Consider the following 25,385-nt stretch of genomic DNA (forward strand, 5'->3'; position numbering starts at 1 on the left):
CATCACCGGTGTGGCGCTGCGTGCCTAGACTCGGCCGGAGTCTGTCCGGGACGACGACAGGCAGTGCCGGGCGGCCGCTACATCAGGCCCGCGCCCGCCAGGTACTTCGCCACGCACTCGGTCTCCTCCCGTGACAGCGGCACCTGCGGCTCGGCGGTGGCGGGGCAGTCGATCACCCCGCGCAGGTGCAGCGCCGCCTTGAACGCCCCCAGCCCCGCCGAGCTGCCGCCCATCCGGGCCGGGTCCCCCGCGCCGGTCATCCGGAAGAGGCCGCACAACCGCTCCTGCTCGGCCCGGGCCCGGTCCCAGTCGCCCGCGCGGCAGAGGCGGTGGAGGCGCACGTAGCCGTCCGGGTCGACGTTGGCGAGCCCCGGGACCGCCCCGTCGGCGCCCAGTGCGAGGGCCGAGTCGACGGTCAGCTCGGACCCCGTCAGCGCGCTGAACCCGGTCAGGCCCCTGCTGCCGGTGACGACCTCGCGGAAGCCCGCCAGGTCGCCGCTGGAGTCCTTCAGCCCGGCCAGCACCCCGTCGGCGGCGAGGCCGAGGACCAGGTCGGCGGGGAGTTCGGTGTGGACGGCGACCGGGATGTCGTAGGCGACGACCGGGACCGGGGACCGCTCGGCGACCAGGCGGAAGTGGCGGGCGATCTCGGCGGGGTGGGTGCGGGTGTAGAAGGGGGCGGTGACGACGACGGCGTCCGCGCCGGCCGCGGTGACGGCCGCGACGTGGTCCAGGACCCGGGGGGTCGTCATGTCGATCACGCCCGCCAGGACCGGGAGCCGGCCCGCCACGTGGCCAGCCACCGCCTCGGTGACCAGCCTGCGCTGCCGGTCCGTCAGGTACGCCGCCTCCGACGTCGACCCCAGCACGAACAGGCCGTCCACCCCGGCCGCCGTCAGATGGTCGACGAGCCTGCGCAGGGAGGCGACGTCCACCTCGCGGTCCGGTGTCAGGGGCGTGCAGACGGGCGGTACGACACCGGTGAGCGGGGTGGGCAGCGTCATCAGGGCTCCCTGGGCAGGCTGTGGCTCGGCTGGTCCTCCTCCTCAGGATCCACGGGGTGGTGGCAGCGGTAGCGGTGACCGGGCCGTGACGCGGCCGTGAAGTCAGGCATGCGGACGGCACACGCGTCGTCCGCGCGCCAGCAGCGGGTGCGGAACGGGCATCCGGACGGCGGCCTGGCCGCCGACGGCACCGGCCCCGTGAGCGGGATGGGGTCGATCGGGTTCAGCAGGCCCGGGGTGGCCGAGAACAGGGCCCGGGTGTACGGGTGCCGGGCATGGCCGGTGACGTCTGCGGCCGGGGTGTCCTCGACGATCCGGCCCAGGTACATGGTGATCACCCGGTCGCTCATCCGCCGTACCGTCTGGATGTCGTGCGAGACGAAGACCATGGCCAGGCCGAGGCGTTCGCGCAGGTCCAGCAGGAGGTTGAGGATCTGGGCGCGGACCGAGACGTCCAGCGCGCTGGTCGGTTCGTCCGCCACCACCAGGTCGGGGTCCAGGGCGAGGGCGCGGGCGATCGCGACGCGCTGCCGCTGGCCGCCGGAGAGCTGGCCGGGCAGCGCCTCGGCGAGCGCCCGGGGCAGGCCCACGAGGCTCATCAGCTCCCGGACCCTGTCCTCCCGTTCGGCCTTCGTGCCGCGCTCGTGGACGTCCAGCGGGTCGCGCAGGACACGGCGTACGGACAGGCGGCGGTTGAGGGCCGTCGACGGGTCCTGGAAGACCATGCCGGTGCTCGCGCCGACCGTGGTCCGGCGTTCGCCCGGCGGCATCGTCCACAGGTTTCGGCCGTGGAAGGTGACCGTGCCGGCCGTCGGCCGCTGGATGCCGACCAGCACCTTCGCCAGCGTCGACTTCCCGCACCCCGACTCGCCGACCACGCCGACGGTCTCGCCGGCCGCCACGGTGAGGTCGGCGCCGGTCAGCGCGTACACCCGGTCCCGGCCGAACAGGCCCCCGCCACGGGCCCGGTGGACCACGTCGACGCCGGTCAGCCGTACCGCGCTCATGTCACCGCCTCCGCGCTCGCCGCCAGGTCGACGGCCGGGTGGTGGCAGGCCGCGGCGTGGGTGGGGGTGCCGGTGAGGCCGGGTGGTGTCGTACGGCAGATCTCGCTCGCCGCGGGGCAGCGGTCGCTGAAGCGGCATCCCGCGGGGAAGTCGGCGGGCGACGGGACGACGCCCCTGATCTGGGTGAGCCGCTCGGCCCCCGCCTCCAGCGACAGCACGCTGCCGAGCAGGCCGCGCGTGTAGTGGTGGGTGGGGGCGCCGACCAGTTCGGCGGTGACGCCGGTCTCGACGATCTGGCCGCCGTACATCACCACCACCCGGTCGGTGACGTCCGCGACCAGGGCGAGGTCGTGCGAGACGAGGATCAGCGCGAAGCCGAGTTCCGCGCGGAGGCGGAGGAGGAGTTCCATCACCTGGGCCTGGACGGTGACGTCGAGGGCGGTGGTGGGTTCGTCGGCGATGATCAGGCGGGGGTCGCGGGAGAGGGCCATCGCGATGAGGACGCGTTGGCGCTGGCCACCGGAGAGTTCGTGGGGGTAGCTCCGCAGGGTGCGGGTGGGGTCGAGGCCGACGAGGGAGAGCAACTCGGCAGGCGTGTGGTGGCCCCCGCGTCTCACCAGCTGTCTGAGCTGTGCGCTGACCGTCATGGAAGGGTTCAGGGAGGACAGGGCGTCCTGGTAAACCATCGCGATCTCGTGGCCGAGGAGGTGGCGGTGGGGGGTGGTCAGGTCCACCGGCGGCCGCGGGTGCGTTGTGACCGGTCGCGCAGTTCCCCGCGCCCCTGAAGGGGCGCTTCGGCCGACGGCGTTGAAGAGGATCTCGCCCGTCACCCGTGCCGTCCTCGGTTGCAGGCCCATGACGGTCAGGGCCGTCAGGGACTTTCCGCAGCCCGATTCCCCTACCAGGCCCAGGACTTCACCCGGGTGGATGTCGAAGCTGATGCCGTTGACGATGTTCACACCCCGGTGGCGGTCCGGGAAGCCGATCGCGAGGTTCTCCACGGACAGCACGGGTGGTCCCTCATGGGAGGGCAGGGGACGGGCACGGGCCCGTAGCCGTTCGGCGGCCTCGGCCAGTGAGGGCAACTCCAGGGCCTCCACCGGCTCGGGCGCCGCGACCGGATCCGGGGCCGGCTCCGTCTCCTTCCCCGCCGGTGACGCCCACGCGTCCGAGACGCCCTCGGAGAGGATGTTGAGGGAGAGGACGGTGAGGAGGATGAGCAGGCCGGGGAAGAGGGTGGCCCACCAGCCGCCGGTCAGGACCATGTTCTTGCCGTCGGCGATGACGCTGCCCCAGGAGGGGTCGGGGGGCCGGACGCCCGCGCCGATGAAGGACAGGGACGCCTCGAAGACGATGGCCTCGGCGATCTGGACGGTGCAGAAGACGAGGACGGGGGCGAGGCAGTTGACCGCCACGTGGCGGACGACGATGTGCGGGGTGCGGGCGCCGATGACGCGTTCCGCGGTGACGTAGTCCTCGCCGTACTGGTCGAGGACGTTGGCGCGCACGACCCGGGCCACCGGCGGGGTGAACAGGAAGGCGATCGCGCAGATCAGGACCGTGATGCCGCCACCGAAGACGGCCACGAGGACGGCGGCCAGGGCGATGCCGGGGAAGGCCATCACCACGTCCAGGCAGCGCATCAGGGTCTCGTCGACGGCCTTGCGGGAGGTGGCCGCGAGGGCGCCGAGCAGGGCTCCGGCGACCAGGGCGAGGCCGGTCGCGCCGAGGCCGATGGCGAGGGACCATCGGGCGCCGTACATCAGCCGGCTGAGGATGTCGCGGCCGAGGCTGTCCTGGCCCATCCAGTGGCCGGCGGAGGGGTGGCCGGTGCCGTCGGCGGGGGCCTGCTGGGCGAGCGGGTCGTCGGGGGCGAGGAGGGGGGCGAACACCGCGACCAGGACGATCACGGTCAGGAAGGCGAGGGCCGCCCTGGACGACGGTGACAGCCTGCGCAGCCGTACGCCGGGGCGGGCGAGGGCGGTGGCGCGGGCCGCGCGGGTGAACGTCGTCATGTGGCCTCCCTCAGGCGCGGGTTGACCAGCAGGTAGAGGATGTCGATGACGAGGTTGACGACGACGAAGCCGGTCGCGGTGGTGAGGACGACGCCCTGGACGACGGCGGGGTCGCCGTTCTGGACGGCGTCGATCATCAGCCTGCCCATGCCGGGCAGGGCGAAGACGGTCTCGATGACGACGGCGCCGCCGAGCAGGTAGCCGACCCGCAGGCCGAGCACGGTCAGGGGGTTGACCAGGGCGTTGCGCAGGACGTTGCGGCCGACCACGACGTGGGGTGGCAGGCCGTTGCCGATCGCGGTGCGGACGTAGTCCTTGTCGAGTTCCTCGACCACCGAGGTGCGCACGATCCGGGTGAGCTGGGCGGCCACCGGCAGGGAGAGCGCGAGGGCGGGCAGGGCCATGGTCCGCAGCCAGCCGGTGACGGAGTCCTCGGGGTTGATGTAGCCGCCGGCCGGGAACCAGCCGCGGTCGACGGCCAGGTACTGGATCATCAGCAACGCCAGCCAGAAGGCGGGGGCGGCGACGCCGACCAGGGAGAGGACGCGGATGGCCTGGTCGGGCCAGCGGTCGCGGTGGATGGCCGCGGTGACGCCGCCGGCGAGGGCCAGGACGACGGCGATGCCGAGGCCCAGGAAGGTCAGCTGGAGGGTGAGCGGCAGGGCGGTGAGGACCTGGTCGAGGACCGGGGTGCGGGTGAGGGCGCTGGTGCCGAGGTCGCCGTGGAGCAGGCCGCCGACGAAGTGGACGTAGCGCAGCGGGAGGGGGTCGAGGAGACCGTTGCGGGCGCGGAAGTCGTGGAGCTGCTGCGGGGTGGGGTTGGCGCCCTGGAAGAACGCGGACGCCGGGTCGACGTCGGAGAACCGCATCACCAGGAACACGAACAGGGCGATGCCGAGCAGCAGGGGCACCAGCAGGGCGGTGCGGCGGGCCAGGATGCGCAGGACGGCGGTCATGCGGTCAGGCCCACTTGGCGGTGAGGACGTTGATGCCCGGGTAGGGCTGTGCCCTTATGCCGGTGAGTCTGCGCGGGTCCCAGGCGGTGATCAGCTCGTTGTGGACGACCGGGTAGAGGACGGCCTGTTCGGCGACGACGTCGAGGTAGTCCTGGATCATCGTCTTCTTCTTGTCCGGGTCCGGTTCGCGGGTGGCCGCGTCCATGTCCCGGAAGAGCTGCTTGGCGACGGCGTTGTCGGCCCAGCGGGCGTAGCCCATCCACAGGTTCCGGGGGCCGTAGTTGTAGTGCATGATCAGGTCGGCGTCGAGGCCGAACTGGTTGGGGTTCGAGACGGCGGCGACGACCTGGTAGTCCTGTTTCTGGTCCATCTTGGTGAACACGGCCGTGGTCTCCTGCGGGGACAGGGTGGTGGCGACGCCGATCGCGTCCCAGGACGACTTGATGGTGGGCAGGCAGTCGACGAGCCAGCTCACGTCGGCCGCGAGGATGTTCACGCGGAGGCCGTCGACTCCGGCGGCCCTCAGGAGCGCCTTCGCCCGGTCGGGGTCGTGGTCGTAGACCGTCTTCGCCCGGCGGTAGGCGGGGTTGGTCTCGTTCAGGAACGAACTCGCGGGTCTTCCGTGACCCTTGAGGGCGACCTCGACGATCTTCGCCTTGTCGATGGCGTAGTGCAGGGCCTGGCGGACCCGGACGTCGTCGAAGGGTCTGTGCCGGGTGTTGAACATCAGGAAGGCGTTGTTCATCCCGGCGCCGCCGCCGACCGACAGTCCTCCCTGTTCGAGGCGGGGGATGTTGGCGTAGGGGATGTTGTCGGAAACCTGGGCGCCGGCGCCGGTGCCGGAGATCCGCGCCACGCGGGAGGCGGCGTCGACGATCGCCAGCCAGTTCATCTTCCGGAAGGCGGGCCTGCGGGGACCGTTGTAGCCGTCGTACGCGGCGAAGGTGGTGTTCGACTTCGGATGGTGCCCGGTCTGCCGGTACGGTCCGGAGCCGACCGCCAGTCCCTTGATCGCGTCGTCCCAGGCGCCCGGCCGGGAGAACACGTGCGCCGGCATGATCTTGGCGAGGGTGAGGCGGGCGAGGCCGTCCGGGAAGGGGAACCTCAGCACCAGGTCGACGGTCCGGGTGTCGACCTTGCGGGCCTCCTTCAGCCAGCTCGCGAAGAAGCCCTGGGCGAGGGTCTGGGTGCCGGGGTCGAGGATCCGGTCGAAGACGAAGACCACGTCGTCGGCGGTGACCGGTCTCCCGTCGTGGAAGGTGGCCCCGGAGCGCAGGGTGAACCGCCAGGTGGTGGCGTTCGCATCGGCGGGCAGCCGGGTCGCCAGCGCCGGGTAGGGGGCGCGGGTGATCGGGTCGGTGTCGGCCAGGCCCTCGTAGATGTGGTTGTTGGCGGCCATCGCGAACGCGGACGCGGTCTGGGTGGGGTCCCAGCTGCCGTCGTTGCCGTAGCCGATCACCGCGGTGAGGGTGCGGTCCGAGCCGCTGCCGCCGAGGTCGATCGTGGACCTGGGGCCGCAGGCCGTCAGGGTCGTCAGCGACGCGGCCGCGCCCAGGGCCCCGGCGTGCTTCAGGAACGTCCTGCGGCCGTGGGTCGCCTCGTCGCGCACGGTGCCTCCAGCGTGGGGGAAAGGAGACGTCGGACGTCCGGTGTTAGCGCGACCATAAGAAAGGGTTCGGGGACGGTCAAGGCAAGGCGCGCGAATGGCGTAAACCGTCAGAGGTGGGACCAATGGTGCCGCCTGGGCGGGGTCCACGGCGCCGCGGACGCGCGGGAGTCACCCCCCGACGGGAGCCTCCGGCCGGGCGACCGACGCCCCCCTGGAATCCACCGCGCCGCCCCCGGCCGACAGACGACGGACGGCGACCGGCAGACGGCGCACCGCGGCCCCGGTGACCCGTGCGACACTTAATGTACGCTGAGTCCATATAGGCGGGAGCACGGTTCAGGAGGCAGCGCATGGAGCAGCGGACGCAAGGGACGCCGGTGCGGCGCGGGCGCGGGCGGCGGCCCGCGGACGAGGTGCGGGCCGACGTGCTCGCCGCCGCGGGCGCACTGCTCCTGCGCGACGGCCTGGCGGCCTTCACCTTCGAGCGGGTCGCCCAGGAGGCCGGGGTCAGCAAGACGACCCTGCACAAGTGGTGGTCCTCGCGCGGCACGCTCGCGCTCGACGGCTACTTCCACGCCGTCGAGTCCGCCCTGGCCTTCCCCGACACCGGCGACATCGGGACCGACCTGACGTCCCAGGTCCGCGCGTTCGTCCGGCTGCTCACCAAGACGCCCGCCGGGCGGATCATCGGCGGGCTCATCGGCCAGGCGCAGACCGACCCCGACCTCGCCGCCGCCCTGAGCCGGCGCTACACGCAGCCGCGCCGCGAACTGGCCGTGGCGACGATGCGGCGTGCCCAGGACCGCGGCCAGCTGCGCGCCGACGTCGACCCCCGGGTCCTGGTCGACCAGCTCTGGGGGGCCTGCTACCATCGCCTGCTGCTGCCCGACGAGCCCCTCACCGAGGAGTTCGCGGAACAGCTGGTCGCCAACCTGCTGCGCGGCGTCGGCACCGGCTGACCCGCCGCTACGGCAGCGTCTTCTCGTACGACGCGTCGTGGTCGGAGTCGTAGACGAGCTTGCCCGCCGCGTCGTAGCCCTTCAGGTGCGGGGCCACGGTGACCTGCTTGTGCAGGGTGCCGGTGGCGACGAACCAGCCGTGGTCGAGGACCACCTCGCCCGCGTCGCCGCCGTAGGAGACCGTCATCGTGGCCACCGAGGGGCGGTAGCCGCCGATGATCCCCCAGCGGAACGGGAGCTTCCAGGCGCCCTTGTCGAGGATCGTCTGCTGGTACAGCTTGCCGCTGTTGAGGTCCGGGACCACGGGCGTCCGCGCGTCGCCGAAGGGGTCCCCGATGCTGGTGTTCAGACCGGAGGCCGCGCCGTCCTTGACGGTGCAGATGAGCCGGGCCGGCACCGGCTTCTCCCGTACCGCGACCACGAAGTAGCCGTCGCCGGGGGCGTTGGAGTCACCGGTGCTGCGCATCGCCAGGACGATCCGGTAGTCGGCCGGCCTGCCCAGGTCGGTGTAGGTCGGGTCCTTGGGGAGGCGGTGCGCCTTGTTGTAGTCGAGGCACTTGCCGAGCCCCTCGGCGGCCTGGTCGAAGGTGATCCCGTCCAGCAGCTGCTGCGGCGCGGAGGCCGGGGGCGCCGGGGCGGTCGGGGCCGTGGACGGTGACGAGGCCGTCACGGGGGCCGAGGGGGTCCCGGACGGCGCCGCGGCGGACGCGGTGGCCGGACCCGTCGGACCGGCCGGGCCCGTGGGGCTCGTCGGGGCCGGGCGCTCGCTGGCCACTACCGTGGGGCTGGGGCCGGCCGGGCTCGTCGTGGTGCCGCCGCCCAGCGCGTACGCCCCGACCGGCACCGCCGCCAGCGCCGCCAGCGCCGCCCCGCCCACGGCGAGGCGCCGCCGCCGCCGCTCCAGCACGCCCCGGCGCCGGATCTCCGGGTACGGCACCGGCGACGGCCGGACCAGGGACGCGTCCCCCGCCAGCAGCGCCCGCACCCGGGCCTCGAACTCCGGCTCGGGCGCCCCGCCCTGCCTCTGACCGCTCACCTGCTGCCTCCCTGCACGGGCGCCGCGTGGCTCATGGCCTGCGCGAGCCCCGGAACCGTACGCAACTTCGCCAGGCCCTTGGACGCCTGGCTCTTGACCGTGCCCGGCGAGCAGCCGAGCACCTCGGCGACCTCCCCCTCGGACAGGTCCTCCCAGTACCGCAGCACCACCACCGCGCGCTGCCTCGGCGGCAGCCCGGCCAGGGCCGCGAGCAGCGTGCCGCGCTCGTCGGCCCGGGAGACGGCGTCGTCATACCCCGCGCGCTCCGGCGGTGCGTCGGTCAGCGACTCGGCGACCCGGCGCTTGCGGAACCGATCGCTGTTGCAGCTGACCAGCATGCGGCGGACGTACGCCTCCGGATGGTCGGTCCGGGAGACGCGCCGCCAGGACCGGTAGGCCTTCGCCAGCGCGGTCTGCGTCAGGTCCTCCGCGTGGTGCGGGTCACCGGTGAGCAGATAGGCGGTCCGGACGAGCTGCGACCACCGTGCTCTGACGAATTCCTGGAACTGGGCCTCAAGTTCGGCCTGCATCAGCCACCCCCTCGCCCTCCAGACCGCCCAATCCGTGGATTCGGTTGCCCGGCAGGCGAAGGCCGCTGCGCTCAGGGGGCCGCGACCCGCCGGAACTCGATCGTGTCGTACGCCGTCCTGGTGCCCGTCTCGTACAGCACCCCCACCGTGCCCTTGTCCACCTGGACCAGGTCCGAGTAGGCGGCCTTCAGGTCGGACAGGGCGAGGTACTTCTCGAAGGTGATGCCCTGGTCCGTGCTGGTCCACAGGGCCATGGTCCGGCGGGCCGTCGGGACCGAGGGGGCGGAGAAGAGCAGCGGGCCCTCGCCGCCCGGGAGCTGGAGGACGGAGCCCTCGACGACCGGGACCCTGGACAGGGTCGGCTGCACCGTGTACGGGGCGTCCAGGCTCTCGCCGCCGTCGCTCGACCAGGCCTCCAGGCGGTTGCCGGGGCTGGAGCCGTTCTGGTCGCGGGCGTTGAAGTACAGACTTCCGTCGGGGAGTTGGGCGGCGGTCGTCTCGTTGGCGTTGTCGTGTCCGGTGTAGGAGTCGTCGACGAAGCCGAGGTGCCAGCTGCGGCCGCCGTCGTCGCTGTAGATCGCGTGGCCGCCGTAGTACCTGGCCTCCCGGCCGGTGTCGGCGGAGCCGGCGCGCGGGGCGGCGGAGTGGTCGGCGGCGACGACCAGGCGGCCGCGGTGCGGTCCCCGGGTGAGCGCGACGGCATGCCCGGGGCCGGTGGCGTACCAGCGCCAGCCGGAATGCTTCACCTGGGCGGTGATCTCGTGCGGGCGGGTGAAGTGACGGCCGTCGTCGCTGCTGTGCTGCACGTACACCCGGCGGCTCTGCGCCGCGGTGACCTGGCCGCGCATGATCTGGTCCTCGTTCACCGAGCCGTCGTTGTACGAGGTCACCAGGACGACCCGGCCGCTCCGCGGGTCCACCACCGGCGCCGGGTTGCCACGGGTGTCCCCGTCGCCGGCGGTCACCACCCGGAGCGGGTCCCAGGTGCAGCCGCCGTCGGTGGAGCGTCTCAGCACGACGTCGATGTCGCCGCTGTCCCCGGTGGTGGAGTGCCGCCCCTCGGCGAACGCGAGCAGGGTGCCGTGCCCGCTGCGGACGACGGCCGGAATGCGGAACTGGGCGTAGCCGCCCGCACCGGAGACGTACGGCACGGACGACACGCACCCCGCCGCCGCCCAGGTCCTCGGCCCGGCCGTGAACGTCCCGAGCACCAGAGCGGCGGCGAGCGAGAACCGGCTCGCACGGGTCACCGGAGACACATGACTCACGCTTCCATGGTCCTCACACTCGACTTCCCCGCACGTCCATAACGCCCGAACGGGTCAGAAGGTTTGGCATGCCGTCAGCTGTGACGGGCCCGGCGCCGGACGCGGAGGGCGGCGCGCAGCCGCCGCAGGTCGCCGGTGAACAGGCACAACGGGATGTAGTACCGCAGAAAGATCCCGACCTGGCGGCTGTCGGGTCCGTACCGGTCGACGAGGTCGGTCAGTACGGACCCGAAGAGCACCAGCGCGCGGCGCGGGCGCAGGGTCCACAGGGTGGCACGGGCGACGTTGGAGCGGGCCTTCACCGCCATCGGGTGGTCCGCGCCCTGGACCCGCGCGCGGGCCTCGGCGAGGGCCGCGTACCCGGCCAGCGAGGTGCGCACCCGCAGGGTCCGCCGGTCGTTGAAGGCGACGACACGGCGGGCCTCCAGCGTCCAGGGATGGTCGGGGCCGTACCGCTCCTCGTAGGTGGCGAGCCGGCGCCGTGCGGTCTCCCGGGCCCGGCGCCAGCGGCCCGTGGTGCGCAGGGCGTGGATCCACCAGTCCCCGTACGTCAGCGTCGTCTCGTGCTCCGGGCCGAAGTGCGCCGTCAGGTCGTCGAAGAGCCGCTTCTGCACGGCGGCGTTGCGCCACACCAGGCCTGCCGACGCGTAGGCGAAGCCGTACATGCACCGGGCGTGGACGGTGTCCCAGCTCCAGGGCCCGGACCGGGCCTCCCACGCACTCAGCGCCCGCCCGCGCAGCCGCAGGGCCTTCAGCCGCCGCTGCACCGCACGCAGATGGCCGGCCACGTCCTCCAGCGCGGCGATGGTCAGCGGATGCTCGTCGCCCATCTCCGCGCGCAGCCGGGTGTGCAGCTGCCGGGCGAGCCGCCGGGACGCCCGCCGGTGCCCGGCCCCCAGCAGCGCCCGGGCCAGCTCCCGGCGGACGATCACGGCGAGCAGCGAGTCGGCTCCGTAGTGCCGGTCGTGGTCGGCGACGCTCCTTTCGGCCAGGGCGAGTTGCTCGTGGTAGCGGCCGGCCCAGTCACACGCCCAGGCCAACTGGCGGCGGGCCAGCAGGGCGCTCGGGTGGTCCTCGCCCCAGCGCCGGTCCACGTCCACCACGATCCGGCGGTGAAGGGCCAGCATCGCCTCGTACTCCTCGCCCCGCTGCAGCGCACCGGCCAGCCGTAGCCGGGCCCAGACGACGTTGGGATGGTCCTCCCCGTACAGCCGGACGTACTCGGCGACGGTCCGCTCCCGCAGTTCCGTCGCCTCCCGGAGGCTGCCCGTCCTGAGCAGCAGATCGGCCAGCTGCGCCCGGGCGGAGAACACCTTGGGATGGTCCGGGCTCAAGGCATGCTCCGACTCCCGCACCGTGTCGCGCAGCAGTTCCTCCGCCTCCGAGTGGCGTGCCGCCGCGACGAGGGCGTCGGCGAGGGCGAGCCGCACCTGGAAGGTCTGCGGATCCCGCGGACCGCACAGCCGCTCGTTGTCCCGGCAGAGTTCACGGGCGCGCTCCACGGCCTCCTCACCACGCCCGTGGCGGATGCACAGGGCGATGTGGCTGTGCCGGACGTCCAGGGTGGCCGGATCCTCGGGGCCGAGGATCCGTTCGTGGTCCTCGACCAGGGCGCGGTTCTCGTCGTAGGCCTCACGGTGCCGGACCGACATGTCGAAGGACCAGACGAGTTGGCGCCGGGCGCGCAGGACGCGGGTGTGCTCGGCGCCGTGCACCGTGGTCTCGTCCTCGACCAGGCGCCGGAAGATGTCGTTGGCCTCCTGGTCGCGGTCGGCCGTCTGGAGGCAGTAGGCCAGTGTGTCGCGGACCAGGAACGTCTCGACCGCGAGCGGTCCGAACCCGGCCTCGGCGTCGGCCACCGCCTCCTGGGCGACGGCGGCTGCCTCGGTGTGGAGCTCCGCGTCCGAGCAGTGCCGGGCCAGGCGATCGCGGGCCAGCAGCGTCTCCCGGGCGGCCGGCCCGTACGCCAGCCGGCACTCCTCGACGTACCGCCGCTGTACCGCCACCCCCTCTTCCGCCTCGTCGACCGCCTGGTAGGCGTCCGCGAGACCCGGCAGCGAGTCCCGGCCGGCCGCCGACGGGCGGGGGCTGCCGAGCACGTCCGCACGCAGCCGTTCGACGACCCCCACCGCCTCGCGGCGCCGCCCGGCCGTCGTGTAGGCGTTCGCCAGGCCGTCCAGGGCCTCCCGGGTCTCCTCGTGGTCGGGGCCGTGGCGGCGCCGCGCCTCCCGCTCCAGCTCCTCGAACATCGGGACGGCGAGTTCGTAGCGCCCGCTGTCCAGATAGGCACCGGCGAGGTCCTGGCGGGCCTGGACCAGGTCGGGGTCGTCCGGGGCGAGCAGGCGCTCGGCGAGTTCCAGCCGGCGGAGGTAGGCCACGGCCGCCTGTTCGCTGCGGCGGGCGGTCGCGTACAGGTCGCCCTCCAGCTCCAGGGCGTGCCGCAGCGCGGGCGCCGCCTCGCCCAGGACCGCCTCGCAGTCGGCGCGCGTCCGGACGGCCAGTCCGAGCGCCCGCGTGGTGCCGCCGACGTGGCGGAGATGGCCGGCGGCCGCCCAGCGCCGCAGCAGCACCAGGTCGGTCCACAGGTCCGGGTGCCACGCGACGGGCACGCTTCGCAGGACGGACCAGAGGGCGTCGATCTGGTCGACGAGCTGGCTCGCGAACTCCCTGCGTTCCCAGGCCTCGTCGACAGGGACGAGGACCTCCTTCAGGTACCGGGCGACCGTGGAGACGAGGGGTTCGAGGCCCGCGCCCGCGCGTTCGCGCACCACCCGCTGCACCAGCCGGTGCAGGCTGGGGGCGTCCGTGCCGGTGTCCGTGGCGAGGGAGGCCTGGAACAGGGTGCCGAGGGCGTCCGCCACCGCGGTGGGATCGTCGACGCCCGCCTCCCGGGCCGCCCCGTCCAGCAGTTCACGGGGGACGCCGGCGGGTGACAGCACCGACAGGATCTGCAGCACGGTCCGTACCGCGGCGGGCGGGCCCGTCTGCTGGGCCTGGTCCAGCGCGATCAGGACGGCCTCGGCGAGCCGGTGCGGATAGCGCTCGCCGGGCACCCGCTCCAGCACCGAGTCCAGCGGATAGCCCCGCAGCCGCGCCAGATAGGTCCGGTACCCGGTGCCGCGGGACCGGATGACGTGGGCGGCCTGGGCCAGGGCCAGCGGCAGCCGCCCCAGTTCGGCGGCGAGCTCGGCCGCTCCGTCGTCGGCGGGTCCGACCCGCTCCCGGAGGAAGGCGAGCGCCTCCTCCTCGGTGAAGACCGTGACATCCACCCGGGCGGCCGCCAGGTACTCGAAGGCCCGGGAGGTGGCCGTCACCACCACCTGGGCGTGCCCGGCGGTGGGCAGCCAGCGGATCACCTCGTCGGGGTCGGTGGCGTTGTCCAGCACCAGCAGGCAGCGGTGTTCCGGGTTGCGGCGGATCCAGGCGAGGGCCGCCTGCGCGGCACGCACCGTGTCGTCGCCGGACCGGCGCACCCCCAGCTGGTCGGCGAGGTCCGCCAGGCCCGAGGTCAGCTGTCCGCTGTTCTCCGCGGTGATCCATGCGACGACGGGCCATCCGTCCTCGATCCGGCGCCGTGCGTAGGCGGCGGCCAGCTGGGTCTTGCCGACGCCCCGGGCGCCGGTGACCGCGTGGACCACGGTGAGTTCGTGCTGTTCGGCGACGCCGGTGAGTTCGGCGAGCAGTTCGCGGCGTGGCTGGAAGCCGACCGGTTCCCGCGGCAGGTCGCCCATCCGGACCCGGACCCGGACGGGTTCGGCGGCCGGGACGGGGGCCGTGACGGTGACGGAGGCGTGCGGCAGCTCCAGGCGCACCGCGCCGGGTTCCGGGGCGACGACGGCGCGGGGCGCCCACCAGGCGCCCCAGGTGCCGCCCACGGTGGCGGCGACGGTCGCCGCGGCCACCCCCACCGCGACCCGGTTGTCGTCGGAGACCGGCATCAGCGGGACGCGTACCGCGTAGCAGAGCAGGAACACCGTCCCGAACGCCAGCACGTTCAGCACGACCACCAGCATCCAGCGCATGCCCGGCCTCATGCGCTCCCCCTTGTCCACCGCCGGGAACCGAAGCTCCCCGCGGCCGTGTCACCGCCTCCCCGGCGCACGCCGGTTCGGGCGGGACTCCTCCCGGCCGAACCCCGGGTCTCTCCGGCGGATGTCGAACTCCCCCGTCATGCACCGGAATTCCCCGGCCGCGTGCCGCAGACACCCCGTGCGTACCGGAAATACCCCCGCCCGCTCGGCGCGGGCAGGGTCCTACGGCCGGGTGTCACCGGGGAAGGACCGGCGCCGGGGGTCCGCGGCCCGGGACGGCACGCGCGCCGGACCCCCGGGCTCACGACGGTGTGCGCGCTGCTGCCAGGAGGCGGGTCACGTCGTCGGCGCAGATGGTCAGGGCCGCGCCCACCGTGCCGAGGACCTCGCGTTCGGCGTTGGTGTAGGGGCCGTCGGCGAGCGCGATCCGGGCGCCCTGGAGGAGCAGCGCCTCCCGTCCGGCGGGGGCGAGGTGCGGGGCGAGCGGGTCGAGTGCCTCGTGCAGCTCTATCGCCAGGCTCGCCCGGTACGGCTGCTCGAAGACCCGCCCGGTGTCCGCGACAAGGGCCTCGACCAGCGCGCTCAGCTGGTCCTCCGTCGCCTCCTCGAACCCGGCCGCGCGGACGGCGCCGACCGCCGCCTCCAGGGCCGCACGGGCGCAGGTGCCGCCGGCCGCCAGGACGGCCAGGGCGACGGTGTGCACGGCGTCGCGGAGCATCGCCGAGAAACGTGAGGTGGTGGGGTGGTCGAGGACGTCGGTGCCGTAGTGGTGGCGGCAGGCGGCGCACTCCACGACCGGCCCGGTGGTGCCGCGCGGCAGCACGGGCACGCCGAGCAGGGTGAAGCGGCGCCGGCCGGTGAGCCGCTGGTAGTTGCGGTCACCGCCGCAGCCGGGGCAGAAGAACTCCCCGTCGCCGACGGGTGTCCAGGCGGTGCGGGTGCCCAGAATGCGGGCAGGCCTGGCGGTTCGGCCGTCTCGTCCCCGTACTGGCAGCACGTCGCACCTCCGTAACGCCGTGGCAACATCGCCACCGCTGGCGTGATGTTAGCCACATGGAGGAGCCGGAGTCAGTACCCCGTACGAGACCAGTCCGTGACCTGCACATCGAGATGGCCGGGAAACGACGGGGCCCTGATCGCCACGAGAGCTGATCAGGGCCCCGAAACCGCCGGTCAGAGGGGTTATCGCGTGGCGCGGTTGACGGCCGAGACGACCGCCTTCAGCGACGCACGCGTCGTGTTCGCGTCGATGCCGATACCCCACAGGATCTTGCCGTCGATCGCGCATTCGATGTAGGAGGCGGCCTGCGCGGAGGCACCCTCGCTCATCGTGTGCTCCTGGTAGTCCAGGAGCCGTACGTCGATGCCCAGGCTCTGCAGCGCGTCGAAGAACGCGGAGATCGGGCCGTTGCCGGAGCCCGTCAGCACGGTGTCCTCGCCGTCGACGGTGGCCTCGACGGTGAGGGTGTCCACACCGTCGGTGTCCGTCGTCGACTGGCCCGTGCGCACCTGGATGCGGCCCCAGGGGTTCTGCGGGTTCGGCAGGTACTCGTCCTGGAAGACCGCCCAGATGTCGGCGCCGGTGACCTCGCCGCCCTCGGCGTCCGTCTTGGCCTGGATGAGCTTGGAGAACTCGATCTGCATCCGGCGCGGCAGGTCCAGCTTGTGGTCGTTCTTCAGGACGTAGGCGATACCGCCCTTGCCGGACTGCGAGTTGACCCGGATGACCGCCTCGTAGGAGCGGCCGACGTCCTTCGGGTCGATCGGCAGGTACGGCACGGCCCACTCGATGTCGTCGACGGTGACGCCCTGCGCGGCCGCGTCGGCCTCCATGGCGTCGAAGCCCTTCTTGATGGCGTCCTGGTGGGAGCCGGAGAAGGACGTGTAGACCAGGTCGCCCACGTACGGGTGGCGCGGGTGGACCTCCATCTGGTTGCAGTACTCCCACACCCGGCGGATCTCGTCGATGTCGGAGAAGTCGATCTGCGGGTCGACGCCCTGCGAGAACAGGTTCATGCCCAGGGTGACCAGGTCGACGTTGCCGGTGCGCTCGCCCTGCCCGAACAGGCAGCCCTCGACCCGGTCGGCGCCGGCCATCAGCGCCAGCTCGGCGGCGGCGACGGCGGTGCCGCGGTCGTTGTGCGGGTGTACGGAGAGCACCACGTGCTCACGGCGGGACAGGTTGCGGTGCATCCACTCGAAGCGGTCCGCGTGCGTGGACGGCGTGGAACGCTCCACGGTGGCCGGCAGGTTGAGGATGATCTCGCGGCCCGGACCCGGCTGGTAGACGTCCATCACCGCCTCGCAGACCTCCAGTGCGAAGTCCAGCTCGGTGTCGGTGAAGATCTCCGGCGAGTACTGGTAGCCGAATTCCGTCTCCGGGCCCAGCAGCTTCTCGGCGTACTCCATCACCAGCCGCGTGCCGTCGACAGCGATCTGCCTGATGTCGTCCTTGGAGCCGCGGAACACCACGCGGCGGAAGACGGGGGCGGTCGCGTTGTACAGGTGGACGGTGGCCCGCCTGGCGCCCTTCAGCGACTCGACGGTCCGCTCGATCAGGTCCTCACGGGCCTGGGTCAGTACGGAGATCGTCACGTCGTCCGGGATCGCGCCCTCTTCCTCGATGATCGAGCGCACGAAGTCGAAGTCGGTCTGGCCGGAGGCCGGGAAGCCGACCTCGATCTCCTTGTAGCCCATCTTGACCAGCTGGTCGAACATCCGGCGCTTGCGCTCGGGCGACATCGGGTCGATCAGGGCCTGGTTGCCGTCGCGCAGGTCGGTGGAGAGCCAGCGGGGGGCTTCGGTGATCCGCTTCCCGGGCCAGGTGCGGTCGGGAATGTCGACCTGCTCGTACTTGCCGTACTTGTGGACCGGCATGGAACTGGGCTGCTGGCGGTTGACCATGATGGCGGGGCTCCTGGTGGGTGTCCGGTGAGGACGGCCGACGACGCAACGCGAAGCTCCGCGGGGAGGGAGTCGACCTGGACTACAGGCCCTCGCCGCGGCAGCTAAGAAGAAGCAGCCCGAAATGCATGATGCTCCGCATGCTAGCCGAGGCCCTTCGGAGGCGGGGGGCCGTATCAGTATGCGGGACCGCAAGGACAAAAGGGACAGAAAGTGCGCTATACCACTCCCGCTCACGGAGGGTGGTCAATTGTCACGGTATTTCACCAATCATGGTTGCGGGTAGTGACAGTCGAGTAACCCAGTGCGAGGGTGCGGTGCATGACGACCAACGGGGGCTTTGAGCCCGTCATCCGCCGCACGCCCGTCTTCTGCGGGATCGTGCCGCCGCATATCCTCGACCACCTCGCCCAGCACGAGGACCGGGCACTCGCCGACTCCGCGCTGCGCACCCTCCAGCACGACTCGGCCCAGCGCACCCGCCGCCGCGTCACCGCGGTCCGCACCACCGCCGCCGTGGCCACCCCGGCGCCCACGACCGCGGCACACCACCGCACGATCTACGACGCCGGGCACCGCACCGACCTGCCCGGCACCGAGGTCCGCGCGGAGGGGAGCGAGCCCGGCCAGGACGCGACCGTCAACCGCGCCTACGCCGGCCTCGGCGCCACCTTCGACCTGTACCTGAAGGCGTACGAGCGGGACTCCATCGACGGCAACGGGCTGCTGCTGAACGCGAGCGTCCACTACGACGTCAACTACGACAACGCCTTCTGGAACGGCGACCAGATGGTGTTCGGGGACGGCGACGGCGAGATCTTCGTCGACTTCACCACCTCCGTCGACGTCATCGGCCACGAGCTCACGCACGGCGTCACCCAGTACACCGCCAACCTGGAGTACTACGGCCAGTCCGGCGCCCTGAACGAGTCGGTCTCCGACGTCTTCGGCTCCCTCATCAAGCAGTACTCCCTCGGCCAGACCGCCGACCAGGCCGACTGGCTGATCGGCGAGGGCCTGCTCGCCCCCGGCGTGCACGGCGTGGCGCTGCGCTCGATGAAGGCCCCGGGCACGGCGTACGACGACCCGCGCCTCGGCAAGGACCCGCAGCCGGCCACCATGCAGCACTACGTGCGGACCAGCCGGGACAACGGCGGCGTACACATCAACTCCGGCATCCCCAACCACGCCTTCTACCTGCTCGCCACCGCCCTCGGCGGCAACGCCTGGGAGCGGGCCGGGCAGATCTGGTACGACGTCCTCACCGGCGGCGAACTGCGGACGGACGCCACGTTCGTCGACTTCGCGAAGCTCACGGTCGCCGCGGCCAGGGCGCGCTACCAGGCGGGCGAGGAGAGCGAGGCCGCCCTCAAGGCCTGGGCCCAGGTGGGGGTGCAGGCCTCCTGACGGTGCGGGGGCGGGGGTGCACACCGCCCGGTTCCGTACTACACAGGGACCCATGCGTATTCAGGTGAGGCGCACGGGCGGGTTCGCGGGCATCGAGCGCCGGGCCGAGGTGGACACCTCGGGCCGGCCCGACGCCCCCGAGTGGCAGGCCCTGGCCGAGCGCGCGCTGGCGGCCGGCCGGGGCGCCCCGCCGCCCGGCGTGCCGGACGGGTTCGCGTACGAGATCACGGTGGACGGACGGACGGTGTACGCGGCCGACCCGCGACTGTCGGACGAACAACGCGAACTGATCTCACGGGTGTTGAAGGAAGGGGCGTGACCGGACCCCGTAACGGGTAGTTCACGCCCGGGCGTTGACTTACGTTACCGGGGGTAAGGATGATCCCGGCCATGGCGACAGACGCGGTCCATCCGATGCCCCCCGTCCCCCGGTTCCCCGACGGCTTCCTCTGGGGCGTCTCGACCTCGGCCCATCAGATCGAGGGCGCGGCCGACCTGCGGGAGCCGTCCGTGTGGGACGTGTTCGAGGCGGAGCCGGGCCGGATCAAGGACGGCTCCACGGCGGCCGTGGCCTGCGACCACTACCACCGCCACCGCGAGGACGTGGCGCTCCTGGCCGGCCTCGGCGTGGACGCCTACCGCTTCTCGATCTCCTGGCCGCGGGTGCGCTCGGCGGGCGGCCTGGACTTCTACGACCGCCTGGTGGACGAGCTGTGCGCGGCGGGGATCCGCCCGGTCCCGACCCTGTTCCACTGGGACCTGCCGGCGGCGCTGCAGGCTCCGTCCGGCAGCGGCTCCGCCGCGGGGGGCGGCTGGCTGGACCGCGACACGGCGGCGCGCTTCGCCGACCACGTCTCGACCGTCGCCGACCGGCTCGGCGACCGGGTCACCAAGTGGATCACCCTCAACGAGCCCGCCGAGCAGACCCTGTTCGGCTACGCCCTGGGCGCCCACGCCCCCGGCAGGCAGCTGATGTTCGACGCCCTCCCGGTCGCCCACCACCAGCTCCTCGCACACGGCCTGGCGGTACGGGCGCTGCGCGCGGCCGGCGCCGCCGACATCGGCATCGCCAACTCGCACGGCCCGACCTGGCCGGCCTCGCGGGAACAGCCGGACCTGGAGGCGGCCGCCTTCTACGACCTGCTCCTCAACCGCCTGTTCGCCGACCCGGTCCTGCTCGGCGAGTACCCGGACGGCATGGGCGACCTGATGCCCGGCGACGTCGCCGCCGACCTGAAGGTGATCGCCGAACCGCTCGACTGGTACGGGATCAACTACTACGCCCCGACCAAGGTCGGCGCCCCGCAGGGCACCGAGATCGAGTTCGGCGGGCTCACCCTCCCCGCCGAACTCCCCTTCTCCGTCCAGGACATCGAGGACGTCCCGGTGACGGACTTCGGCTGGCCGGTCGTCCCCGAGGGCCTCACCGAACTCCTCACCGGCTTCCGCGACCGCTACGGCGACCGCCTCCCGCCGGTCGTCATCACCGAGAACGGCTGCTCCTACGAGGGCGTCGACGACCAGGACCGCATCACCTACCTCGACGGCCACGTCCGGGCCCTGCACCGGGCGGTCGAGGCCGGCGTCGACGTGCGCGGCTACTTCGTCTGGTCGCTCCTCGACAACTTCGAGTGGGCCGAGGGGTACGCGCGCCGCTTCGGCCTGGTCCACGTCGACTACGCCACGCAGAAGCGGACGCCGAAGTCGTCGTACGCCTGGTACCGGGATCTCCTGCGGGCCCAGAGATGACGACGCTCCGGGAACCCTCGGCCGCCCTGGCGGAGCCGGTCGAACGGGTCGGCCGGGGCTGGACGTCGGCGCTGTCGCTCGCCAACGGGGCGATCTGGGTGGGCTGGTACGGCCCGCTGCAGATCCTGCTCGCCTCCCAGGCCAAGGACTTCGCGCCCGGCTCCGGGATGTCGAAGGAGACGATGCTGGCGTGGGTGACCGGAGCCGGCGCGGTGGTGTCGCTGGCCGCGAACCCGGTCTTCGGCGCGCTGTCGGACCGTACGACGTCCCGCTGGGGCCGCCGTACCCCGTGGATCGTCGCCGGTACGGCGGGCGGGGCGCTGTCCCTGCTGCTGCTCGCGGGCGCGGGCGGCATGGGGACGATGGTGCTGGGCTGGTGCCTGGTCCAGCTCACCCTGAACGCGGCGTTCGCGGCGGTCACGGCGGCGGTCCCGGACCGGGTGCCGCGGCTGCAGCGGGGCTCGGTGGGCGGCTGGCTGGGGGCCGCGCAGATCCTCGGCGTGGTCGGCGGCACCGGGCTCGCGACGGCCGCCGGGGGCGTGGGGGCGGGCTATGTGGCGTGCGCGGTGTTCACGGCGCTGGGCGTGCTGCCGTACGTGCTGCGCCACCCGGACCTGCGGCTGGCGCCGCAGGACCGGCCGCCCTGGTCCTGGCGGGGCTTCCTCGCCGGTTTCTGGCTGAGCCCGCGCCGCCACCCGGACCTGGGCTGGGCCTGGCTGACCCGCTTCCTGATCAACCTCAGCAACGCGCTGGTGCTGCTCTACCTGCTCTACTACCTCCGCGACCGCCTCCACCACGCCGACCCCGACCAGGGCGTGCTGGTCCTGACCGCCGTCAACGGGGTGACGCTGATGGCGACGGTCGTGGTCGGCGGGGTCTGGTCGGACCGGGTGGGCCGCCGCAAGCCGTTCGTGATCTGGTCGGGGATGCTGATGGCGGTGGCGACGACCCTGCTGGCGGTGTGGCAGACCTGGCCCGGGGCGATCGTGGCCGCTGCGGTGCTGGGCGTCGGCTTCGGGGTGTTCACCTCCGTGGACTTCGCGCTGATGACCGACGTCCTGCCGAAGGCCCTCGACCGCGGCAAGGACCTCGGCGTCATCAACGTCGCCAACGCCCTCCCCCAGGTCGCCGCCCCCGCCCTCGCCGCCCCGATCGTCACCTACCTGGGCGGCTACCGGGTGCTGTACCTGGTGGCGGCGGTGATCGGCCTGGCGGGCGCGTGGCTGGTGGTGCGGATCAGAGGGGTCGACTAGCGCCCCGCAAGGGGCGCTGGGGGTCCCCCGGCCGAAGGCTGGCGGGGAGGAACTGCGCGACCAGCCACGACGGCGCCGCAGCCGGCCGACGGCTCATCGCGGCCTACAGCGCCCCGGCGTCCCAGGCCGTCCAGGCGCTCGGGTAGATCGGCCGGAAGCCGAGATCCCGGCGGATCTTCCGGTTCGACATGATCCCGTACCACGGGTCGCGGTCGCTACGGGTGGACAGCTCCTCGGGCGGCTCGACCCCGGCCAGCCGGTACAGCTCCACGGTCGTGACGGGCGCGTCGTCGGCGATGTTGTAGACCGGGCCGTTCACGGCTGGGGCGTACAGGAGCCGCATCAGCCCCTGTCCGACGTCCGCGTGGTGAGCCATCTGGAGCCGCTGCGCGGGGGCCCAGCGCGCGGCCCAGGGCATCGCGTTCGCGATGTGCGGGTCCCCTTCGCCGTAGACGAACGGCAGCCGCCCGATCCGTACCTCCATGCCGCCCGCCAGGGCGAGCAGCTCCCGCTCGGCGGCCGCCTTGGACTCGGGGTAGGCGCCCCACATCTCGCCGCCGGGCCGGCTCTCGTCGTCCTCGGTGAGCGGGCGGCCGCGCCCGGATCCGTACACGTTCCCGGTGCTGACCTGCACGAACCGTCGTACACCCGCGCTCAGCGCGGCCCGCCCCAGCGCCACGGCCGCGTCCCGGTTGACGGCCCAGGCCTCCTCGTCGGGCACCCCGCGGAAGGCGGCGGCGACGTTCACGACGGCGTCCACCCCGGCGACGGCCCCGCCGAGCGCCTCCTCGTCCCGCAGGTCGCCGACGACGACCTCGGCGCCGAGCTCCGCGAACGGCTCCCCACGGGCCGCGTCCCGCACCAGGACCCGTACCCGCTCACCGGCCTGCGCCTGCTGGATCAGCCGCGGCACGAACCGCCGCCCGACCTGCCCGGTCGTACCGGTGACAAGAGTGATCATGACCTTCTCCTTCGCTGTGGTCCCCTCACCCTCGCCCCGGACCTCCGCCACCGGGAGAGACCTCCGGATCAGGGGACCGGCAGTCCCTGGATAACCCGGGCGTCCGCGGCCACCCTGGAGGCATGGACCGCCCCGAACTGGCCGACTTCCTGCGGCACGCCCGCAGCCGCCTGGACCCCTCCGACGTGGGCCTGCCCCCCGGTGCCCGGCGGCGCACGCCGGGGCTGCGGCGCGAGGAGGTGGCGTCGCTGGCCGGCATGTCCGCCGACTACTACACGCGCCTCGAACAGTCCCGGGGCCCGCACCCGTCCCGCCAGATGCTGACGGCGCTGGCCCGCGCGCTGCGCCTGACGGACGACGAACGCGACCACCTGTTCCACCTGGCCGGCGAGGGACCCCCGCGCCGGGAGGCGACCGGCACCCACGTCGGCCCCGGGCTGCTGCTGGTCCTGGACCGGCTGCACGACACCCCGGCGCTGGTGGCGACCGACTGCGGCGAGGTCCTGGCCCAGAACGCCCTGTCCCGGGCGCTGAGCGGCGACGTGCTGGCCCGCCCGCCGCGCGAACGCAACATGCTCCGCCGCTACTTCCTGGATCCGTCGGCCCACGGCCTCTTCCCGCCGGAGGACCGCCCGGCCCGGGCCCGGGAACACGTGGCCAACCTCCGGGCGGTGGCCGCGGCCCGCCCCGCCGACCCGGTCCCGGCCGCCCTCGTCGCCGAACTCCTCGCCGGCAGCGAGGAGTTCGCGCGCCTGTGGGCCGAACACGAGGTGGCGGTGCGCCGCGCGACGACGAAGCGCTTCCTCCATCCGGCCGTCGGCCTCCTGGAACTGGACTGCGAGGTCCTCGTCAACACCGACACCCACCAGCACCTCGTCGTCCACACGGCCCGTCCGGGCACGGAGTCCTACGAACGCCTGCAGCTGCTGCGGGTGGTGGGTCTGCAGGACATGACCCCGAGCCCCTCCTGAGCGGCCGGCCGCAGGAGCTCACCAGGTGTGCGCCACGTCCACCACGAGATGGCCGCCCGTCTGGAAGACCCGGAACGGCAGCCGGGCACGGACGCCCAGACCCGCCTGGGTGTACCCCTCGGAGCCGCCCGTGACCTTGAACTCCCGGAAGGTCCGGTACCCGGTGACGTCGACGGACGGCAGCGCCGGGTAGGGCTGTCCGGTCGCCGGGTCGTAGCGCGGGGAGAACAGCGAGATCTCCAGAACGGCGCCGCCCTTGATCGGTACGACGACGTCGGACGGGTCCTGGTGCAGGACGTCGACGTAGTGGACGTGGTAGCCGACCGGGTCGGCCGACGTGCCCTGGGCGTCGAAGACCAGCCGGTCGTAGCACTCGTGCTGTCCGGCCCGCACGTCGGTCAGCCGCCTGGAGGCGGCGGCGTCACCACTCTTGTCGAGGCTTCCCCAGGTCACGGCACAGTCCGCGGCCGTCGGCGCGGCCACCGCCGGAACCGTGCCGGCCAGCAGGCCACCGCCCGCCAGCATCATCGCGGCCACTGCAGTACCTATGCGGCGTATGCGTCGCATGACTACCCCCCGGTAGTTCGCGCAGGTGTGTACCTGTTCAGACCGGTGGCGGTCCGGAAGGTTGTACGCGGGGGGCGGTCCGTCGCGGCACGGGGATCACTCCCGGCACCGCTCTCCTCAGAACCCCAGCCGCCGCAGCTGCTTCGGGTCCCGCTGCCAGTCCTTCGCCACCTTCACGTGCAGGTCCAGGAAGACCGGCGTGCCGAGGAGCGCCTCGATCTGCTTGCGGCTCTTGATGCCGACCTCCTTGAGGCGCTTGCCCTTGGGGCCGATGATGATGCCCTTCTGGCTGGTGCGCTCGATGAAAAGGTTGGCGTGGATGTCCAGGAGGGGCTTGTCGGCGGGGCGGTCCTCGCGCGGGAGCATCTCCTCGACGACGACGGCGATGGAGTGCGGCAGCTCGTCGCGGACGCCCTCCAGGGCCGCCTCGCGGATCAGCTCGGCGATCATGACCTGTTCGGGCTCGTCGGTGAGGTCGCCCTCGGGGTAGAGCGCCGGGCCCTCGGGCAGGAGCGGGACGAGGAGGTCGGCCAGCAGGTTCACCTGCTTGTCGCCGACCGCCGAGACCGGCACGATCTCGGCCCACTCGAAACCCAGCTCCTTGCCGAGCTGGTCGATGGCGATCAGCTGCTCGGCGAGGGTCTTGGAGTCGACCAGGTCGGTCTTGGTGACGATCGCGACCTTCGGGGTCTTGCGGATCCCGGCCAGCTCCTTGGCGATGAAACGGTCACCCGGACCGATCTTCTCGTTCGCCGGGAGACAGAAACCGATCACGTCCACCTCGGCCCAGGTGGTACGGACGACGTCGTTGAGGCGCTCGCCGAGCAGGGTGCGCGGTTTGTGCAGGCCGGGGGTGTCGACCAGGATCAGCTGGGCGTCGTCCCGGTGCACGATGCCGCGTACCGTGTGCCGCGTGGTCTGCGGCTGGTTCGCGGTGATCGCCACCTTCTGCCCGACCAGAGCGTTCGTGAGGGTGGACTTGCCCGCGTTGGGGCGGCCCACGAAACAGGCGAAGCCCGCCCGGTGGGCGGCCTCCGGCGATTCCGACGGCTCGGCTGACTGGCTGCGAACGCTCATGGCCCCCATTCTCCCTGATCGTCGAGGCGCCGCCGCACCGTGAGATTTCGGTAACCCCGACGCAACGAAACGTCACGGAAA

General features: G+C 72.8%; 20 protein-coding genes. 6 read left to right on the plus strand and 14 right to left on the minus strand.

The genetic code is table 11. The annotated features are described in order from the left end of the window. Nucleotides 1-77 precede the first annotated feature (77 nt). Genes AB0472_RS01820 through AB0472_RS01840 form a run of 5 tightly spaced genes read right to left on the minus strand, consistent with a single transcriptional unit; the run spans nt 78 to nt 6,591 of the window. On the minus strand, nt 78-1,004 hold the full coding sequence (locus AB0472_RS01820) for a dihydrodipicolinate synthase family protein (RefSeq protein ID WP_366352449.1): 927 nt from the start codon (nt 1,002-1,004) through the stop codon (nt 78-80). Continuing rightward, a complete protein-coding gene (locus tag AB0472_RS01825; protein WP_366352450.1) occupies nt 1,004-2,011 on the minus strand; it encodes an ABC transporter ATP-binding protein in 1,008 nt (335 codons plus the stop codon). The genes AB0472_RS01820 and AB0472_RS01825 overlap by 1 nt, the downstream gene beginning before the upstream one ends. After that, a complete protein-coding gene (locus AB0472_RS01830; protein ID WP_366352452.1) occupies nt 2,008-4,026 on the minus strand; it encodes a dipeptide/oligopeptide/nickel ABC transporter permease/ATP-binding protein in 2,019 nt (672 codons plus the stop codon). Before AB0472_RS01830 ends, AB0472_RS01825 begins: the two co-directional genes overlap by 4 nt. Then, nucleotides 4,023-4,982, minus strand: a complete 960-nt coding sequence (locus AB0472_RS01835; RefSeq protein ID WP_366352454.1) for an ABC transporter permease — start codon at nt 4,980-4,982, stop codon at nt 4,023-4,025. The genes AB0472_RS01830 and AB0472_RS01835 overlap by 4 nt, the downstream gene beginning before the upstream one ends. A gap of 4 nt (nt 4,983-4,986) precedes the next feature. Next, the gene (locus AB0472_RS01840) at nt 4,987-6,591 is read right to left on the minus strand and encodes an ABC transporter substrate-binding protein (protein WP_366352455.1); all 1,605 of its coding nucleotides are present in this window, start codon (nt 6,589-6,591) and stop codon (nt 4,987-4,989) included. 350 nt (nt 6,592-6,941) lie between these two features. On the opposite strand from AB0472_RS01840, the gene AB0472_RS01845 reads away from it, so the two are divergent. Then, nucleotides 6,942-7,550 carry a TetR/AcrR family transcriptional regulator C-terminal ligand-binding domain-containing protein gene (locus AB0472_RS01845; RefSeq protein WP_366352456.1) on the plus strand — a complete coding sequence of 203 codons (609 nt, stop codon included), beginning with the start codon at nt 6,942-6,944 and terminating at the stop codon, nt 7,548-7,550. A 7-nt stretch (nt 7,551-7,557) separates the two neighbouring features. Here AB0472_RS01845 and AB0472_RS01850 read toward each other — a convergent pair whose 3' ends face one another. From AB0472_RS01850 to leuA, 6 genes are all read right to left on the minus strand, one after another. Then, nucleotides 7,558-8,586 carry a hypothetical protein gene (locus AB0472_RS01850; protein WP_366352458.1) on the minus strand — a complete coding sequence of 343 codons (1,029 nt, stop codon included), beginning with the start codon at nt 8,584-8,586 and terminating at the stop codon, nt 7,558-7,560. Beyond that, nucleotides 8,583-9,116: a SigE family RNA polymerase sigma factor gene (locus tag AB0472_RS01855; RefSeq protein WP_351954952.1), complete on the minus strand. Its 534-nt coding sequence runs from the start codon at nt 9,114-9,116 to the stop codon at nt 8,583-8,585. The genes AB0472_RS01850 and AB0472_RS01855 overlap by 4 nt, the downstream gene beginning before the upstream one ends. 71 nt (nt 9,117-9,187) lie before the next feature. After that, nucleotides 9,188-10,366: a sialidase family protein gene (locus AB0472_RS01860; protein WP_366352702.1), complete on the minus strand. Its 1,179-nt coding sequence runs from the start codon at nt 10,364-10,366 to the stop codon at nt 9,188-9,190. A gap of 92 nt (nt 10,367-10,458) precedes the next feature. Then, the gene (locus AB0472_RS01865) at nt 10,459-14,418 is read right to left on the minus strand and encodes a tetratricopeptide repeat protein (RefSeq protein ID WP_366352459.1); all 3,960 of its coding nucleotides are present in this window, start codon (nt 14,416-14,418) and stop codon (nt 10,459-10,461) included. Between the two features lie 298 nt (nt 14,419-14,716). Continuing rightward, nucleotides 14,717-15,412, minus strand: a complete 696-nt coding sequence (locus tag AB0472_RS01870) for a TerB family tellurite resistance protein (protein ID WP_366352461.1) — start codon at nt 15,410-15,412, stop codon at nt 14,717-14,719. 185 nt (nt 15,413-15,597) lie between these two features. Beyond that, nucleotides 15,598-17,319, minus strand: a complete 1,722-nt coding sequence (gene leuA / locus AB0472_RS01875) for a 2-isopropylmalate synthase (RefSeq protein WP_366352463.1) — start codon at nt 17,317-17,319, stop codon at nt 15,598-15,600. A 321-nt stretch (nt 17,320-17,640) separates the two neighbouring features. Between leuA and AB0472_RS01880 the strand changes: the two genes are divergently transcribed. The 4 genes from AB0472_RS01880 (at nt 17,641) to AB0472_RS01895 (ending at nt 21,728) form a co-directional block, all read left to right on the plus strand. Further along, on the plus strand, nt 17,641-18,726 hold the full coding sequence (locus AB0472_RS01880; RefSeq protein ID WP_366352465.1) for a M4 family metallopeptidase: 1,086 nt from the start codon (nt 17,641-17,643) through the stop codon (nt 18,724-18,726). Nucleotides 18,727-18,778: 52 nt separating this feature from the next. Next, nucleotides 18,779-19,045 carry a protealysin inhibitor emfourin gene (locus AB0472_RS01885; RefSeq protein ID WP_366352467.1) on the plus strand — a complete coding sequence of 89 codons (267 nt, stop codon included), beginning with the start codon at nt 18,779-18,781 and terminating at the stop codon, nt 19,043-19,045. A gap of 71 nt (nt 19,046-19,116) precedes the next feature. Continuing rightward, on the plus strand, nt 19,117-20,475 hold the full coding sequence (locus AB0472_RS01890; RefSeq protein ID WP_366352469.1) for a GH1 family beta-glucosidase: 1,359 nt from the start codon (nt 19,117-19,119) through the stop codon (nt 20,473-20,475). Beyond that, the gene (locus AB0472_RS01895) at nt 20,472-21,728 is read left to right on the plus strand and encodes an MFS transporter (RefSeq protein ID WP_366352471.1); all 1,257 of its coding nucleotides are present in this window, start codon (nt 20,472-20,474) and stop codon (nt 21,726-21,728) included. Before AB0472_RS01890 ends, AB0472_RS01895 begins: the two co-directional genes overlap by 4 nt. Nucleotides 21,729-21,831: 103 nt before the next feature. On the opposite strand, the gene AB0472_RS01900 is transcribed toward AB0472_RS01895, so the two are convergent. Next, entirely contained in the window at nt 21,832-22,689 is an 858-nt protein-coding gene (locus tag AB0472_RS01900; protein WP_366352473.1) for an NAD(P)-dependent oxidoreductase, read from the minus strand. Nucleotides 22,690-22,811: 122 nt separating this feature from the next. On the opposite strand from AB0472_RS01900, the gene AB0472_RS01905 reads away from it, so the two are divergent. Further along, complete coding sequence (locus AB0472_RS01905; protein ID WP_366352475.1) at nt 22,812-23,660, plus strand: helix-turn-helix transcriptional regulator; 849 nt, start codon at nt 22,812-22,814, stop codon at nt 23,658-23,660. Nucleotides 23,661-23,678: 18 nt separating this feature from the next. Here AB0472_RS01905 and AB0472_RS01910 read toward each other — a convergent pair whose 3' ends face one another. Both AB0472_RS01910 and era read right to left on the minus strand, forming a co-directional pair. Beyond that, nucleotides 23,679-24,185 (minus strand): hypothetical protein, encoded by a 507-nt coding sequence (locus AB0472_RS01910; RefSeq protein ID WP_366352704.1) that lies wholly within the window; start codon nt 24,183-24,185, stop codon nt 23,679-23,681. 159 nt (nt 24,186-24,344) lie between these two features. Next, nucleotides 24,345-25,313, minus strand: a complete 969-nt coding sequence (gene era, locus AB0472_RS01915) for a GTPase Era (protein WP_366352477.1) — start codon at nt 25,311-25,313, stop codon at nt 24,345-24,347. Nucleotides 25,314-25,385 lie beyond the last annotated feature (72 nt).

The sequence above is a fragment of the Streptomyces sp. NPDC086777 genome (assembly GCF_040702065.1).
In the GTDB taxonomy this organism is placed as follows: domain Bacteria; phylum Actinomycetota; class Actinomycetes; order Streptomycetales; family Streptomycetaceae; genus Streptomyces.